Raw genomic sequence first — 12,283 nt, forward strand, 5'->3', positions numbered from 1 at the left:
CAAGGCGTATGGTCACGTTCAGTGGTCGTAGGCGATCAGGGATCGTTTGATCGGCTGGCTGGTCTTGTCGTTGTGCCAGATCACGGTGGTCAGCGCGAGGATCCTGGACAGCACGCGGATGAGGACTCCGGCTGGGGTCCGGCCCCCGTGGCGTTCCAGGTCGAGCTGGCCCTTGAAGGTTTGGTTGATCGATTCGATGGTCTGGCGTAGCGGTTTGAACAGCCGCGCTCCGGCCCGCTCGCTTTCGCCCTGGCGGGCCGGTCGCAGCAGGCGCAGATCACGCTCGGTCAGCGCGTGCTCGAAGTCCCGCCCGTAGTACTGCCGGTCGGCGATGATCGACTGGCCCGGATGGCCGGCCACCACCTCGGGAGCGGCATCGAGCATCCCGAGCAGGGTGTGGCGCTCATCGGCCTTGGCGCCGGTGAGGGCGAACATCACCGGCAGCCCGCCCAGGGTGCACAGCAGATGTAACCGCAGCCCCCAGAAATAGCGGGAGTGACTGGCGCAGTAGCCGTACTCGGCCCACCCGGCCAGGTCACTGCGCCGAGCGGTATCGCGGGAGCGGCCGCACTCCACCGGGGTGGAGTCGACGACCCACACATCGTCGCTCCACAGCGTGGTGTCGGCGGCCAACATCCTGATGATGTGCAGGACCAGCCCCGATGCCTTCCGTAGCCGTTTGCCGTACCCCGACTGTCCGGGCAGGTAAGGGAACATCCCGCCCAGTTCGGCGTGGGCATAGCGCAGCCAGCGTCGTTCGGAGACGAAGCCCAGCAACGCTGACATGACCGCCAAGGTCACCAGTTCGGCGTCGCTGAGCGTGGGCCCGATACCTGTCTTCGGCCGCCACGGGGCCAGGCCTGGTGAGGCCTTCAGTAGATCATCGACCTTCACATACAGTGCGGTTGCGAGGGTGTCCAACTTGGTCGTCACAAACTGAGGGTGGGCGCCCTCGCCCTATCTCCGCAGCTACGCCTTGGACTCATTCATCTAGCGGCGCGGTGGGCGGCGCCCGTGCGCCCGGCAGCGCGACCAGCGACCGCCGCCCCTACTTCCCGAACGCCGAATACCTGCTCCAGCGGGCCGAGTTCGACGCCCTCGACGCGCTCAACCCGCAGCTTCGCGAGACCCTCACCGACCCGCTCGCGGCGGCCGGTCGGCTCCGGCTGCTCGACGGGGACACGCCGCTGCGCGCCGGGCGGGCGGTCGCCACGCCCGGTCACACGCCCGGTCACCAGAGCGTGCTGGTCACCGACGGGCGCGAGCTGGCGCTCGTCACCGGCGACCTCCTGGTGCACGCGCTGCAGTTGCTCCACCCCGAGCTCGCCTACTCGCACGAGATCGACCCTGAGGCGGCCAGGCACTCAAGGGAGCGCATGCTCGGCCGCGAAACCGCCACCACGCTGCACCTGGCGACGCCGCACCTTACGGAGCCGTTCATCTCGGCGTGATGCGCGCAAGCACCTGTTGGCTGAGCACGACGTCGTGCGGCAGCCGCCTGAGCGCGGCCGCGTCGACAATGACTCCCTGCTGCTGGGCGATCTGCTGGAGCGAGGCCCAATGGTCTGCTTCCATGTCTTCCTGGGAACGGCCGCTGAACGGCTCATCGGGCCCGACCACCGCCCGCGTCGTCTCTTGTATGTCTGCCACCGACGTCGCGGCCCAGCCTTGCGACGAGCCCCAACCTCGGTCATTCAGCAGCAGCACCCGAGTTCCGTCGACAAGCTCTGCCTCGTGACGCGCCGACACCGAGATGGTGTCAGCCGCCTGATCATCGACGTCGACGAACGTCACTAGACGTGTGAGAGCAGTCATACACCTCATCCTCGTTGAAAGTATCTACGAGTGCAGCGGCGGCGGCCCGCGCCTGCCCGCCAGAAGACAGCGAAGCCGAAGTGCCACTGCAGCTCATCATGGGCAAGACCGGCACAGGAACCCCCACACCGCCATGCGCTACGTCAAACCCGGCGCCTCGACGGCATCGTGTTGCCCGGTGTGCGGCGCGGGGATCGGCCAGGCGCAGGCCGCCCGGCCCGCTACTGCGGAACCCCTTGCCGGCAGGCCGCGCACCGGGCCCGCCGCCGCGGTGCCGAGGCCGCCCGTCATGCCGCGCGGCTGCGAGCGCCTGGCCGACGACGCGGCGATCGCCGCCGCAGGCCTCGGCCAGGCCCTCGAGGCCGGACCGCCGAACGGGCGGGAGAGCGACCTGCCGAACTGACAGGCCAGCTGACCAAGCTGGTCGGCTCCATCAGCGCCCACGTCCGCGACCTGCCACGCCGCCACGCACCAAGTACAGCCCCACCGGCTCGAAGCTCGGTTCTTGCTGGTCGCCCTGGTAACTCAAAGTAACGTTGCACATACTCTCAGTGGTAGGCTAGAGGCGGTCCGGTTCTCCATGGCCCTGACGAAAGGACCACAACCTCATGAAAAAGCTGCTTTACATGGCCGCCGTAGCGATCACCCTGGCGATGGCGAGCGCAACCCCGGCCGCAGCGATCGACCTTCCGATCAATAACGTCCTCGACAACCTCGGCATCCTCGACAACCTCAACGTTGGTCGATAGGTGGCTGATGTGCGGGACGGGTAGGACGCGGCCTGCTTCCCCCGCCGGTGGCGGGCTGCGCGATGGCCGTGCCGTACGGTTCGACTGGCCTGGCCATCGGGCGGAGCGGATGGTGGCTTCCGCCTGAGGAGATCACACAGGCGGAAGCACTACCGGGAGCTGCGCCGGGCCGTTGTAGAGAGGTCAGTAGTCGAGGCTCGCGTCCCAGTCGCCGCGGCCCTGCGGGGTCAGGTCGAGGAGGTGCCAGACGGGGGCCAGGAGGTCGATGCCGCGCTGATCGATGTCGTCGGCCATGCGTGGGTGGGTGGAGTAGAAATGGCGGCACGTGCCGTCGCCGTCGCGGGTGAAGACGGAGATGGTGGAGTCCTGTTCGCCGTCCTTGTCCTCGCTGCCCAGGTCGTACTTGAACGTGCTGTCGCCGCAGCTCAGGAGCCGTAGCCGGTGCCAGCCGCGGTTGCGGGCGTGCTGCCGCAGGGCGGGCGGGTCGGCGGCCGCGGCGATGGCGAAGTCGGCGTTGCGGACGATGTGGTGGGCGATGCCATTGAAGCCGTCGATCCACAGCGTGCACATCGGACAGGGGTCGGTCTGTAGCTTGCCGTACATGAAGTGGTAGACGATCAGCGGGCGGTCAGGGGCGGAGAACAGCCCGCTCAGGGTGACCTCGCGGACCGGTGTGTCGCCGGCGTCGAGGTCGACGGGGCCCTCGATGAAGGTGTAGTCGTCGACGGGCGGCCCCTGCGGGAGCGCCCGTCGCTGGGCCGCGACCTTCTCGCGGTGGCGCATGAGGTCGATCTCGGCCAGGCGCAGCTCTTCGCGGGCGGCGAGGTAGTCCGCTGATTCCCCGGCCAATCTGGTGTGTCGCAACATCGCGTCCTCCTGAGATGGCCATCCCCGGTGCCAGGTCCGGATCCCGAGCTCCCAGTCCCCGCGTCCCCCGAACCGGTCCTTTGAGTTTACGGCGGCCCCAAGATTCGCCGATGGTTGAGCTGAAGTCCACGTGGTGTGCTGATCCGGGAGCTGCATGTTCCCCTCGGTCGGTCCTCCGCAGCCGTCTGGGATACCGATCTCCTCGGGGTCCCGGAGTACGCCGAAAATCGGGCGGATATGGCTGACCAGCAAAGATCGGGTTCAGGTGCTGTCGCGGTTGCTGGTCATGCGGGCGGTGAGTTCGTCGGCGTTGGGTGTCCAGGTCCCTCGCTGGGCGTCGAGCCCGTCGAGGCTACGATGGGTGCCTTCTTTGCTGGGTGTGAGGTAGCGCTGGAGGGTGCGGCGGTCTTCGCGGCCGGAGAGGTTCATCAGGTCGGCTTCGGTGGCGCCGTCCTCGCCGGCGTGGGTGAGTCGGGAATGGCGCGGGTCGTGCAGATTCCAGCCGTCGGTCGGGGCGCCGAGGTGGCGTTCGGCGGTGCGGTAGGTCATGCGTCGGCGGCGGCTGTCCGGGTCGACGTCACGTACGGGCGCGGCGCCGTCGTCAGGGGCGATGCGCGCGGACAGGACGATCGGCCCGCGGGTGCGGCGGCCGAGGAGCTGGCCGAGCATCCGGGCGGTGCGGATGTCGTAGAGCACCTCGACATCGAGGGTGTGCCCGACCCGGAGCACGTCCCCTGGATCGACCCCGACCCATCCGGCCTGGCGAGCGGCCCTGGTGTCAGCGGCTTCACCGATCAGAAATCCTCCGCCACGTCGTCAGTTCTGTCAGCCCTCTCGCACCGGTGAAAGGATTGATGACCATGACCGACGGACGTGGTCCCCGAGCTCAAGGTGTTTTACTTCGGCACGCCGGTGGTGCTGATCAGCTCGCGTAACGAGGACGGCACCGCGAACCTCGCGCCGATGTCCCCGCGTGGTGGCTGGCCCGTCCTGCATGCTCGGTCTCGGCAACAGTGGCCAGACGACCGCCAACCTGCTGCGCGAGGGCGAGTGCGTGCTCAACCTGCCCTCATCGGCAATGGTCGACGCCGTTGACCGGCTCGCGCTCACCACCGGGAAATCCGCTGTGCCGGACCGTAATGCGGCGCAGGGCTACCGATACGAGCCGGACAAGTTCTCGGCCGCGCAGCTGACTGAGCAGGCATCGGAGCTGGTCCGGGCGCCTCGGGTCGCGGAATGCCCGGTCCAGTTGGAGTGCAGGGTCGTCTCGTCGTACCCCTTCGGCAGTCCTACTCCTCATGCCACTGCCTTCCAGGTCGAGATCCTCCGCGCCCACATCGAGGAAGACCTGGTCATCCCGGGGACGCACTATGTCGACCCGCTCGGATGGGACCCGCTCATCATGAAGTTCTGCGAGTTCTTCGGCGGTGGACACAACGTGCATCCGTCGAAACTCGCCGAGGGCTGGAAGATGCCGTATCAGCTCCGGCCAGCGCTCGTCTGAGCTGGTATCGCGTGCTGGCAACCAGCCTGTGTTTCGTGGTCGTTCGTACGGAAGATGGCGGTATGTGTGGCGGGGATGGGCTGTTCGACGTCGAGCCCACGACGATTATGAGGTGTGGAACGCGGCCCTGGCTTGTTCGATGTCGTTGATGTGCGCCTCGGTCCATTGCCGGAGGGCGGTGATGGGCTCGGCGAGGCTGCGGCCGAGCTCGGTCAGCTCGTAGTCGACTCGGGGCGGGATGGTGGAGTGCATGGTCCGGGTGATGAATCCGTCCGCCTCGAGCGCGCGTAGCGTCTGGGTGAGCATCTTCTGTGAGACGCCCTCGATGCGGCGGCTCAGATCGGTGTACCGCATGGTGCCGCTGAGCAGCGCGTCCACGACCAGGATCGTCCACTTGCCGGCGATGTGGTCGAGGACTTGGCGGGTGGGGCACTTGGCGGAGTAGACGTCAGCCGGGAGTCCGGACGACTCAACAATGGCCATGAAGGGAGAGTAGCGCACTAATTAGTGCCTTCTTCCCAATGGAGAGTGACTCTCTCATAGTTGACCGCATGATGAACACACTCTCGGTCGCCGAGGCGATCCGCCACCGCCGGACCGTCCGCCATTACCTGCCCGAACCCCTCCAGCCCTCCCAGCTCTCCGAGCTTCTCGCCCTTGCCGTCCAAGCACCGACCAGCTGGAACCTGCAGGATCGCTCGATCGTCGTGATCGATACCGCCGAAGGCCGCCAAGGGCTGGTGTGGGCCACTGGCGGGCAACCCCAGCCGCAGGAGGCACCGGTCGTCTTGGTCTTCGTCGCCGAGCCCGAGTCGTGGCGCGAGGACCACAGCGACGTCTACGACCAGGCACGCCGCAACGGGGCCTGGAACGAGGAGTTCATCGCGATGTTCTCCGCGGCTTCGCAGGCGTTCCAGCAGGACCTGCAGGCGCGCGGTCTGCTGCGTGAATACGCGGTGAAGGACGCGATGATCGCCGCCACCTACGTGATGCTCGCCGCCACCGAGATGGGCCTGGCCACCTCGCCGATGAACGGCTGGGACGAGGCCAAGGTGAAAAAGATCATCGGCATCGACGACCGCGACGACCTGGCCATCGCCCTGCTGGTCTCGATCGGACACCCGGCCGAGGAGCGGCGCCATCCCGGCCGCCGCCCCATGGAACGCACCATTTTCCACCACCAGCATGGGACCCCGTGGAACACCACGGCTCAGGGATGACGGGGTTGAGTCGCGACCGGCACGCCACCGACTCATGAGGATGCACCACCCTCAGGTCACCAGGTAACGGTGCAGGGAAGTCTTGGGGATGCCGGTCTTGGCGGCGATGACACCAAGAGAATCACCCTGCCCCTTCAACAGCCGGGCGTACTCGATCTTGTCTTCGGGGTGAGCAACTGGGCGGCCGATCTGGCGGCCGCCGGCCTCGGCGAGGGTGCGGGCGCGTTCGGCGGTGAAGGTCCGTTCCATTGGGTCGTATGACGCGATCCTTACCACCACCCCTGCTTCGGCCTGCCGTTAAGGAAGCTGTCACCAGGTGCACGGAGCACGTCTGACCTGGTCAGGGCGGCGCAGATGGGAGTCCGTCGGCGGTCGCGACTTGCTGGTCGTGCTCGCGGAGCATGCGTAGGACGGTGATGGGTGCTGGCCCTTCTTCTTGCCCTTGGTGATGACCAGGCGGGCGGCGATGTCGCGTAGGTGGAGCTGTTCGTCCTGGTGGGTCCTCGTAGGACGGGGTGTTTCATAGGTCTGACGCCTATGAAACAGCTGCTCGGCCACGGCGTGTTGGGCGGTGGCGGTCGGCGTGCGGGAGAAGTCCTTGAAAAAGTTCGAAGGCGGTGTCGGATCGGGTCAGTCGTGTTCGTGGAAGTGGTGAAGCCGCCCAGCGGAGGTGGCCCAAGAAGAGGGAGTGGCACCATGAGCACCACCTTCACCGTCGACTTCTTCTGCAGCCTCGACGGCTACGGCATGGCCAGAGGTTGGCCCGGGTACTGGGGGAAGGAAGGTCCCGAGGTCCGCGAGGACCGGGTCCGCACCTTCGCGCAGGACCAGGTGCTCGTCTTCGGCGCGACGACATTCCGAGAGTTCCGGAAGTTCGTGGTCGAGTACGACGAGCCGTACTACGACAGCCTGAACGAGCTGCCGAAGATCGTGTTCTCCAGCACGCTCGAAGACCCGCTCGGGTGGCGGAACTCGATGGTTCTCAACGAGGACGCGGTGACGGCGATCGAGCGCCTGAAGCGCACCACCGACGTCCCGATGCGTTCGCACGGCAGCATCTCGCTGAACCGCGCTCTGCTCGCCGCCGGCCTCGTCGACCGGCTCGAAGTCGTCATGTTCCCCGCCATCTCAGGCCGCGCCGGCGGAGCGGCGCTCTTCCACGACGGGGCGGAGTTCGATCTGGAGCTCATCGAGTCGACCGTGCTCGACGGCCGGACGCAGAAGCTCGTGTACACCCCGCACCTTCACGGCGAGATCCCCGAGGGTGTCGGGCCGCGGCCCCGAAACGCGGGCTAGGTGTGGCGGAGCAGTGTCTTGACACCACAGGAGAGGATCTTCAGATGCGTTATCTGGGTTCCGTGATCGATGACAAGAGCAATCCCGGCAGCACGGACAGGCAGCCCGCCATCAGCGCGTTCAACGAACGGCTGATCGCCGAGGGTTACTGGGTCTTCGCGGCCGCCGTGGAGCGGTGGCCGGCCGACGGCGTACCGCCCAATCCCGGCGCCTGGCTGACCACGACCGCCAACCGCAAGGCCATCGACCGGATCCGCCGCGAGAACGAGCCGGAACAGCAGGGTCGGCGAGTCGTGTTCCATCGCCGTGGCGAGCAGGAACTCGTCTAGTTCCTTGCGCTCCAGCGTGGTCGGCAGCCGCCACCCCAGAATGCTCGGTCCGCGTCTTCGCCCGCCGCCCGTACGAGCGCAGCCCGGCCGGGTCGACGCCGAGCTGCTCGGCCAGCCTGGCCCCCGCCACCGGCGGGGCCGAAAGCACCTTGTCCGGCACGAACCCCAGCCACGGCAACGTGCATAACGCCACGGCCAAGCCGGGCCGGTCCGCCGGACCACGGCCACGACCGGGCTCGACGAACGCGACATCCGCCGGAGTCAGGGTGAAGAACCTCGCTAGCTCGTCCCTGTCAATCCCCGGGAACCCCCGCAAGCGCTCCAGCTCCTCGTCCGCGAACACCTGCGTCGCCAAGAAAGACCTCCCGCCAGGCCCAAGCCGCCCTCCAATACCTTGGATGGCCAGGAGCCCCCTTCCATCCGGGCCGTGACCCGTCCGGGCCGTGAGCCGACAATTGTCGGATGGGTCCGGCAGGATGGCGGCCATGGTTTCTTATCAGCTGGTCATTGACTGTGCGGCACCCGAGCGGATGGCCCGGTTCTGGGCGGGCGCGCTGCGGTACACGGTGGAGCCGCCGCCGGGTGGATTCGACACGTGGCGGGATTACTGGCGCAGTCTCGGAGTGCCGGAGGACGAGCTGGGCGAGGGGGACGGCAGCGACAGCATCGTCGATCCCGAGGGGCACGGGCCGAGGATCTGGTTTCAGCAGGTGCCTGAGGGCAAGGTGGCCAAGAACCGGTTCCACCTGGATGTGAAGGTGGGCGGCAGGCGGGAGGACGTACCGCTGGAGACCCGGAAAGCGCGCGTGGATGCCGAGGTGGAGCGGCTTGTCCAGGCGGGGGCGTCCGTTGTGCGGGTGCTGTCGCAGTCCGGGGTTGATCACTATGCGGTGGCGATGGTGGATCCCGAGGGGAACGAGTTCGACGTGGTCTAGCGCCGTTTTCCGCACGTCATCGGCTATCCCGCGTCTCCGCACCCCCCGCCGCACTCTGCCGGCACCCGCGCCGGAAGCCGCCTGCGACGGCGACCCGTGAACCGCCCGTACGCGACCCTTTGACGCGTGGCGGGGCGCGGCCGGCCGCACGGCGTTCCCGCTCATCTATGCAGGCTCTCGATACGCTCCATGTGCTCCTCGCCCCACTCGCCGAGCGGCGCCATCGCGGTGTTGAGCGACTGGCCGAAGTCGGTCAGCGAGTACTCCACCTTCGGAGGAACCTGATGGTAGACCTCGCGGTGCACCAGACCGCTGCCCTCCATCTCCCGCAGCTGCAGTATCAGCACCCGCTCGCTGATGCCCGGCACTGAGCGCCTCAGCTCTCCGAACCGCAGGGGCCCCTCGGCGAGCGAGAAGAGGATCAGCCCCTTCCACTTGCCTCCCATGATGTCGATCGCGGCGTCCAGCCCGCACGTGAAGGTCCGCTTCTTCACCAGCGCTCCTCCTGCAAAAGGTCCGTCCCTGCTGCCAGGCTACTCAGGAGGCAGGAGCGGGCCGAACGCCTGCAGGAAGGTGCGGACGGCGGCGCGGGTCACCTGCCGGAGCTCGGTGTCGCCGACCTCGCGGGTGCCCATGCGACAGCGCGCCTCCATGGGGCCGATGAGCAGGGCGGTGAACTGCTCGGCCGCCTCGGCGGGGTCGGTCGCGCGCAGCCGCCCCGCGAGCGTGAGCCTGGCGAATCGGTCGGCCAGAGCGTCGTTGAGCCGGTGCGCCCCGTGCTCCCTGACGATGTCGAGCACGTCCGGGAATCTGGTGATCTCCGCGTGGAGCAGCCGCCGAAGCGCGCACGACCGGTCGTCGCAGTGCTGGCGCAGCAGGGTGTGGCCGACTCCAGCGTGGCTTGCAGGTCGTCACCCGGCTCGGCCAGTGGTTCGAGTGCGGCGAGCCGCTCTTTCAGCATGGCGGCCGACGCCTCCATGGCGTGCCTGAACAGCGTCGCCTTGTCGGTGAGGTGGTTGTAGACGGTCGGCTTGGCCGTGCCCGCCCCCTGAGGCGCGGTTACGACGGTGTGGCCGCCCAGATGCAGGCCGGCAGGGCCGACGACCTGCTCGGCGTGGCCTTCGCGGCCGAGCACCCGGCGGCGAGAACGCGTTACGTGCTGGTCAATCCCGGCGACCAGTTTCGCCGGTGAGTACGACGCGGCGACCGCGGCGCACGTCGAGAGGCTCAGGAGGTACGGCCGGCCGGCCGGTCGGCGAGGGCATCGGGCCGATCGTCGCCCGCGTCGACGCGCCGCCGTCCGAGCCGGTCAGCGCCTTCGTGCTAGGTAAGCGGATCGGCCTGGGCGACCCGTCCTTCGACGGGAGGGCCGCCGCAAGGCTCCACGACCCCACCCAGAAATTAGTCACTTAAATTGACTATAATGATACGTGACTATATGGTCTCCTCATAAGCGTTCGAAGGAGACCCCGATGAGCACGACAGTCGAGCTGACCCGCTTCACGGTGGCGCAGGACAGGACCGAGGCGATGCTGGCCGCGCGTCCGGGGATGCTGGCCGATTTCCGCGCCGACAGGGAAGGCTTTCTCGGCGCCCGCCTGGTGCGGCTACCGGGCGGCGAGTGGCTGGACGTCGTGGAATGGCGCTCGGCCGACGACTTCGCCGCCTCCCGCCGCAAGGGCGCCAACCTGCCCGGCATCGCCGCGTTCTTCGCCACGATCGCCGAGCTGGTCAGCGCGGAGGAGGGTGTCCTCGCCGACGACGCCGAGCGGTGAGCTCGGCGGTCCGGTTACGGGTTTCCGCCATCGAGGTCGGCGGCCGGCCCCCATGGTCACCGCGCCCCCCGCTGCCTAGCGTGGTCCGACGTGATCAGTCTCAAGGGTTTGAGCAAGCGCTACGGCGACAGGATGGCGGTCGACGAGCTGACCCTGGAGGTGAGGCCGGGCGCGGTGACCGGGTTCCTCGGGCCGAACGGGGCGGGCAAGTCGACCACGATGCGCATGATCCTCGGGCTCGACCGTCCCACGGCGGGCACGGCGCTCATCGGCGGCGTGCCGTACCACCGCATCAGATATCCGCTGCAGAAGGTGGGGGCGCTGCTCGACGCGCGGGCGCTGCATCCGGGACGCAGCGGGCACGCCCACCTGGTGGCGATGGCGCGCAGCAACGGCATCGCGCGCGGCAGGGTCGCCGAGGTGCTGGAGACGGTCGGGCTCGGCGAGGCGGCGCGCAAGCGGGCCGGCGCGCTGTCGCTGGGCATGAGCCAGCGCCTCGGCATCGCCTGCGCGCTGCTGGGCGACCCCGAGGTGGTGATGTTCGACGAGCCCGTCAACGGACTCGATCCCGACGGCGTGCGGTGGGTGCGCCACCTGATGCGCTCGCTGGCCGACGAGGGCCGCACGGTGTTCGTCTCCAGCCACCTCATGAGCGAGATGCAGCTCACCGCCGACCATCTGGTCGTGCTGGGCAAGGGGCGGCTCATCTTGGACGCGCCGCTGGCCGAGGTCATCGCGCGCAGTTCGCTGACCGCCGTGGTCGTGCGCACGCCGCACGCCGCCGACCTGGCCGTACGGCTGAAGGCCGGCGGCGTCGCGGTGGAGCGCGTCGGCGAGAACGAGCTCGTCGCCACCGGCGTCGCGATCGAGCGCGTCGGCGACCTGGCCCACGAGGCGGGCATCAGGCTGCACGAGCTGCGCACCCGCGAGGCCTCCCTGGAGCAGGCCTACCAGGAACTGACGGCGAGCAGTGTGGAGTACGGCGCGCAGAAGGCGGGGGTATGACATGCGGCAGGTGATCGGCGCCGAATGGGCGAAGCTGTGGTCGGTCCGCTCCACGTGGTGGTGCCTGGCGGGCTTGACGGCGCTCATGGTGCTGAGCGCGCTGGCGCTGGGCGGCGCGACGGCCACGGACCTGATGCGGGAAGGCGTGCGGAGCGCCCGCTTCGCCGTGAGCGAGCCGGTGGTCTCGGCCACCACGTTCGCGCAGTTCGCCCTGGTCGCGCTGGCGATGCTGGTGATCACCTCGGAGTACGCCTCGGGCAGCGTCAGGAGCACGTTGCAGGCCACCCCGATCAGGGGCCGGATGCTGGCGGCGAAGGCGCTGGTGGTGCTGCCGGTGATGTTCGTCGCCGGGGTGCTGTCGGGCGCGCTGGCGACGGCGGCCGGCTACGTCGTCCTCTCCCTCGACACCTTCGGCGGCCACGCGGCGCTGCCGCTCGGGGAGGTCACGCTCGACCTGCTGCGCGTGGGCGTCTTCTTCGCCCTGGTCGCGGTGATGACGCTCGGCGTGGGCACCGCGATGCGCAGCGCGGCAGGCACGCTCACCGTGGTGTTCATGCTGCTCATGGGGCTGCCGCTGATGCTGTTGATGGCGGGAGGGCCGGCGGCGGTCGAGGTGTCGCTGCGCATGCCGCTCTTCGCCGGGCTGGCCTTCATGGAAAGCACCGACAACATGACCGGCGGGCCCATCCCGTACCCGGCGGGCGAGGGGCTGGCGTGGCTGCTGGTCTGGACGGCGGCGGCGTTGGCGGCGGGCTATGCCGTCCTGCGCGGACGCGACGCCTAGACTC

20 protein-coding genes and 1 pseudogene are annotated in these 12,283 nt (G+C 68.4%); 12 read left to right on the forward strand and 9 right to left on the reverse strand.

Translation table 11 applies throughout. The features are described 5' to 3' along the window. Positions 1–18: 18 nt before the first annotated feature. Positions 19–933, reverse strand: a complete 915-nt coding sequence (locus FHR33_RS03525) for an IS982 family transposase (protein WP_183643426.1) — start codon at positions 931–933, stop codon at positions 19–21. A 68-nt stretch (positions 934–1,001) separates the two neighbouring features. Here FHR33_RS03525 and FHR33_RS03530 point away from each other — a divergent pair, with 68 nt between their 5' ends. Continuing rightward, positions 1,002–1,451, forward strand: a complete 450-nt coding sequence (locus tag FHR33_RS03530) for an MBL fold metallo-hydrolase (protein WP_221240911.1) — start codon at positions 1,002–1,004, stop codon at positions 1,449–1,451. On the opposite strand, the gene FHR33_RS03535 is transcribed toward FHR33_RS03530, so the two are convergent. Continuing rightward, on the reverse strand, positions 1,438–1,794 hold the full coding sequence (locus tag FHR33_RS03535) for a hypothetical protein (RefSeq protein ID WP_221240912.1): 357 nt from the start codon (positions 1,792–1,794) through the stop codon (positions 1,438–1,440). The genes FHR33_RS03530 and FHR33_RS03535 overlap by 14 nt on opposite strands. A 199-nt stretch (positions 1,795–1,993) precedes the next feature. Between FHR33_RS03535 and FHR33_RS03540 the strand changes: the two genes are divergently transcribed. Next, positions 1,994–2,218: a hypothetical protein gene (locus tag FHR33_RS03540; protein WP_183643432.1), complete on the forward strand. Its 225-nt coding sequence runs from the start codon at positions 1,994–1,996 to the stop codon at positions 2,216–2,218. Positions 2,219–2,423: 205 nt separating this feature from the next. Further along, positions 2,424–2,564: a hypothetical protein gene (locus FHR33_RS03545; protein WP_183643435.1), complete on the forward strand. Its 141-nt coding sequence runs from the start codon at positions 2,424–2,426 to the stop codon at positions 2,562–2,564. 183 nt (positions 2,565–2,747) lie between these two features. Here FHR33_RS03545 and FHR33_RS03550 read toward each other — a convergent pair whose 3' ends face one another. Both FHR33_RS03550 and FHR33_RS03555 read right to left on the reverse strand, forming a co-directional pair. Beyond that, complete coding sequence (locus tag FHR33_RS03550) at positions 2,748–3,431, reverse strand: DUF899 family protein (protein WP_183643438.1); 684 nt, start codon at positions 3,429–3,431, stop codon at positions 2,748–2,750. Between the two features lie 261 nt (positions 3,432–3,692). Further along, positions 3,693–4,160 carry a site-specific integrase gene (locus FHR33_RS03555; protein WP_183643441.1) on the reverse strand — a complete coding sequence of 156 codons (468 nt, stop codon included), beginning with the start codon at positions 4,158–4,160 and terminating at the stop codon, positions 3,693–3,695. Positions 4,161–4,425: 265 nt separating this feature from the next. Between FHR33_RS03555 and FHR33_RS03560 the strand changes: the two genes are divergently transcribed. Beyond that, positions 4,426–4,935, forward strand: a complete 510-nt coding sequence (locus tag FHR33_RS03560; RefSeq protein WP_221240913.1) for a flavin reductase family protein — start codon at positions 4,426–4,428, stop codon at positions 4,933–4,935. A 105-nt stretch (positions 4,936–5,040) separates the two neighbouring features. On the opposite strand, the gene FHR33_RS03565 is transcribed toward FHR33_RS03560, so the two are convergent. Then, positions 5,041–5,418, reverse strand: coding sequence for a winged helix-turn-helix transcriptional regulator (locus FHR33_RS03565; protein ID WP_183643444.1), 378 nt, complete (start codon positions 5,416–5,418; stop codon positions 5,041–5,043). A gap of 68 nt (positions 5,419–5,486) precedes the next feature. Here FHR33_RS03565 and FHR33_RS03570 point away from each other — a divergent pair, with 68 nt between their 5' ends. Beyond that, positions 5,487–6,155 (forward strand): nitroreductase family protein, encoded by a 669-nt coding sequence (locus FHR33_RS03570; protein ID WP_183643447.1) that lies wholly within the window; start codon positions 5,487–5,489, stop codon positions 6,153–6,155. A 51-nt stretch (positions 6,156–6,206) separates the two neighbouring features. Here the strand turns inward: FHR33_RS03570 and FHR33_RS03575 are convergent, their stop codons facing one another. Then, complete coding sequence (locus FHR33_RS03575; protein WP_221240914.1) at positions 6,207–6,404, reverse strand: helix-turn-helix domain-containing protein; 198 nt, start codon at positions 6,402–6,404, stop codon at positions 6,207–6,209. Between the two features lie 447 nt (positions 6,405–6,851). Between FHR33_RS03575 and FHR33_RS03580 the strand changes: the two genes are divergently transcribed. Both FHR33_RS03580 and FHR33_RS48915 read left to right on the forward strand, forming a co-directional pair. Beyond that, on the forward strand, positions 6,852–7,451 hold the full coding sequence (locus FHR33_RS03580) for a dihydrofolate reductase family protein (RefSeq protein WP_183643450.1): 600 nt from the start codon (positions 6,852–6,854) through the stop codon (positions 7,449–7,451). A gap of 44 nt (positions 7,452–7,495) precedes the next feature. Then, on the forward strand, positions 7,496–7,780 hold the full coding sequence (locus FHR33_RS48915) for a sigma factor (RefSeq protein WP_221242511.1): 285 nt from the start codon (positions 7,496–7,498) through the stop codon (positions 7,778–7,780). 49 nt (positions 7,781–7,829) lie between these two features. On the opposite strand, the pseudogene FHR33_RS49730 reads toward FHR33_RS48915, so the two are convergent. After that, positions 7,830–8,267: pseudogene (locus tag FHR33_RS49730) on the reverse strand (DUF4158 domain-containing protein); the annotation flags it as partial. On the opposite strand from FHR33_RS49730, the gene FHR33_RS03595 reads away from it, so the two are divergent. Beyond that, on the forward strand, positions 8,266–8,715 hold the full coding sequence (locus tag FHR33_RS03595; RefSeq protein WP_183643453.1) for a VOC family protein: 450 nt from the start codon (positions 8,266–8,268) through the stop codon (positions 8,713–8,715). The pseudogene FHR33_RS49730 and the gene FHR33_RS03595 overlap by 2 nt on opposite strands. A 161-nt stretch (positions 8,716–8,876) precedes the next feature. On the opposite strand, the gene FHR33_RS03600 is transcribed toward FHR33_RS03595, so the two are convergent. Then, the gene (locus FHR33_RS03600) at positions 8,877–9,209 is read right to left on the reverse strand and encodes a winged helix-turn-helix transcriptional regulator (protein ID WP_312895345.1); all 333 of its coding nucleotides are present in this window, start codon (positions 9,207–9,209) and stop codon (positions 8,877–8,879) included. A 39-nt stretch (positions 9,210–9,248) separates the two neighbouring features. After that, a complete protein-coding gene (locus tag FHR33_RS03605; protein WP_312895994.1) occupies positions 9,249–9,593 on the reverse strand; it encodes a TetR/AcrR family transcriptional regulator C-terminal domain-containing protein in 345 nt (114 codons plus the stop codon). Between the two features lie 23 nt (positions 9,594–9,616). Between FHR33_RS03605 and FHR33_RS03610 the strand changes: the two genes are divergently transcribed. From FHR33_RS03610 to FHR33_RS03625, 4 genes are all read left to right on the forward strand, one after another. Continuing rightward, positions 9,617–9,907 (forward strand): hypothetical protein, encoded by a 291-nt coding sequence (locus FHR33_RS03610; RefSeq protein WP_183660635.1) that lies wholly within the window; start codon positions 9,617–9,619, stop codon positions 9,905–9,907. 280 nt (positions 9,908–10,187) lie between these two features. Next, positions 10,188–10,490: an antibiotic biosynthesis monooxygenase gene (locus FHR33_RS03615; protein ID WP_183643456.1), complete on the forward strand. Its 303-nt coding sequence runs from the start codon at positions 10,188–10,190 to the stop codon at positions 10,488–10,490. A gap of 90 nt (positions 10,491–10,580) precedes the next feature. Further along, the gene (locus tag FHR33_RS03620) at positions 10,581–11,495 is read left to right on the forward strand and encodes an ABC transporter ATP-binding protein (RefSeq protein ID WP_183643459.1); all 915 of its coding nucleotides are present in this window, start codon (positions 10,581–10,583) and stop codon (positions 11,493–11,495) included. A 1-nt stretch (position 11,496) separates the two neighbouring features. After that, complete coding sequence (locus FHR33_RS03625) at positions 11,497–12,279, forward strand: ABC transporter permease (RefSeq protein ID WP_183643463.1); 783 nt, start codon at positions 11,497–11,499, stop codon at positions 12,277–12,279. Positions 12,280–12,283: the final 4 nt, after the last annotated feature.

It is taken from the genome of Nonomuraea dietziae (genome assembly GCF_014195505.1).
Lineage (GTDB): Bacteria > Actinomycetota > Actinomycetes > Streptosporangiales > Streptosporangiaceae > Nonomuraea > Nonomuraea roseola.

Coding starts and splice junctions, on each gene's coding strand:
- FHR33_RS03565 (WP_183643444.1), bottom strand. CDS start 5,418: ATGGCCATTGTTGAGTCGTCCGGACTCCCGGCTGACGTCTACTCCGCC.
- FHR33_RS03560 (WP_221240913.1), top strand. CDS start 4,426: ATGCTCGGTCTCGGCAACAGTGGCCAGACGACCGCCAACCTGCTGCGC.
- FHR33_RS03575 (WP_221240914.1), bottom strand. CDS start 6,404: ATGGAACGGACCTTCACCGCCGAACGCGCCCGCACCCTCGCCGAGGCC.
- FHR33_RS03615 (WP_183643456.1), top strand. CDS start 10,188: ATGAGCACGACAGTCGAGCTGACCCGCTTCACGGTGGCGCAGGACAGG.
- FHR33_RS03580 (WP_183643450.1), top strand. CDS start 6,852: ATGAGCACCACCTTCACCGTCGACTTCTTCTGCAGCCTCGACGGCTAC.
- FHR33_RS03550 (WP_183643438.1), bottom strand. CDS start 3,431: ATGTTGCGACACACCAGATTGGCCGGGGAATCAGCGGACTACCTCGCC.
- FHR33_RS03570 (WP_183643447.1), top strand. CDS start 5,487: ATGATGAACACACTCTCGGTCGCCGAGGCGATCCGCCACCGCCGGACC.
- FHR33_RS03625 (WP_183643463.1), top strand. CDS start 11,497: ATGCGGCAGGTGATCGGCGCCGAATGGGCGAAGCTGTGGTCGGTCCGC.
- FHR33_RS03595 (WP_183643453.1), top strand. CDS start 8,266: ATGGTTTCTTATCAGCTGGTCATTGACTGTGCGGCACCCGAGCGGATG.
- FHR33_RS03545 (WP_183643435.1), top strand. CDS start 2,424: ATGAAAAAGCTGCTTTACATGGCCGCCGTAGCGATCACCCTGGCGATG.
- FHR33_RS48915 (WP_221242511.1), top strand. CDS start 7,496: ATGCGTTATCTGGGTTCCGTGATCGATGACAAGAGCAATCCCGGCAGC.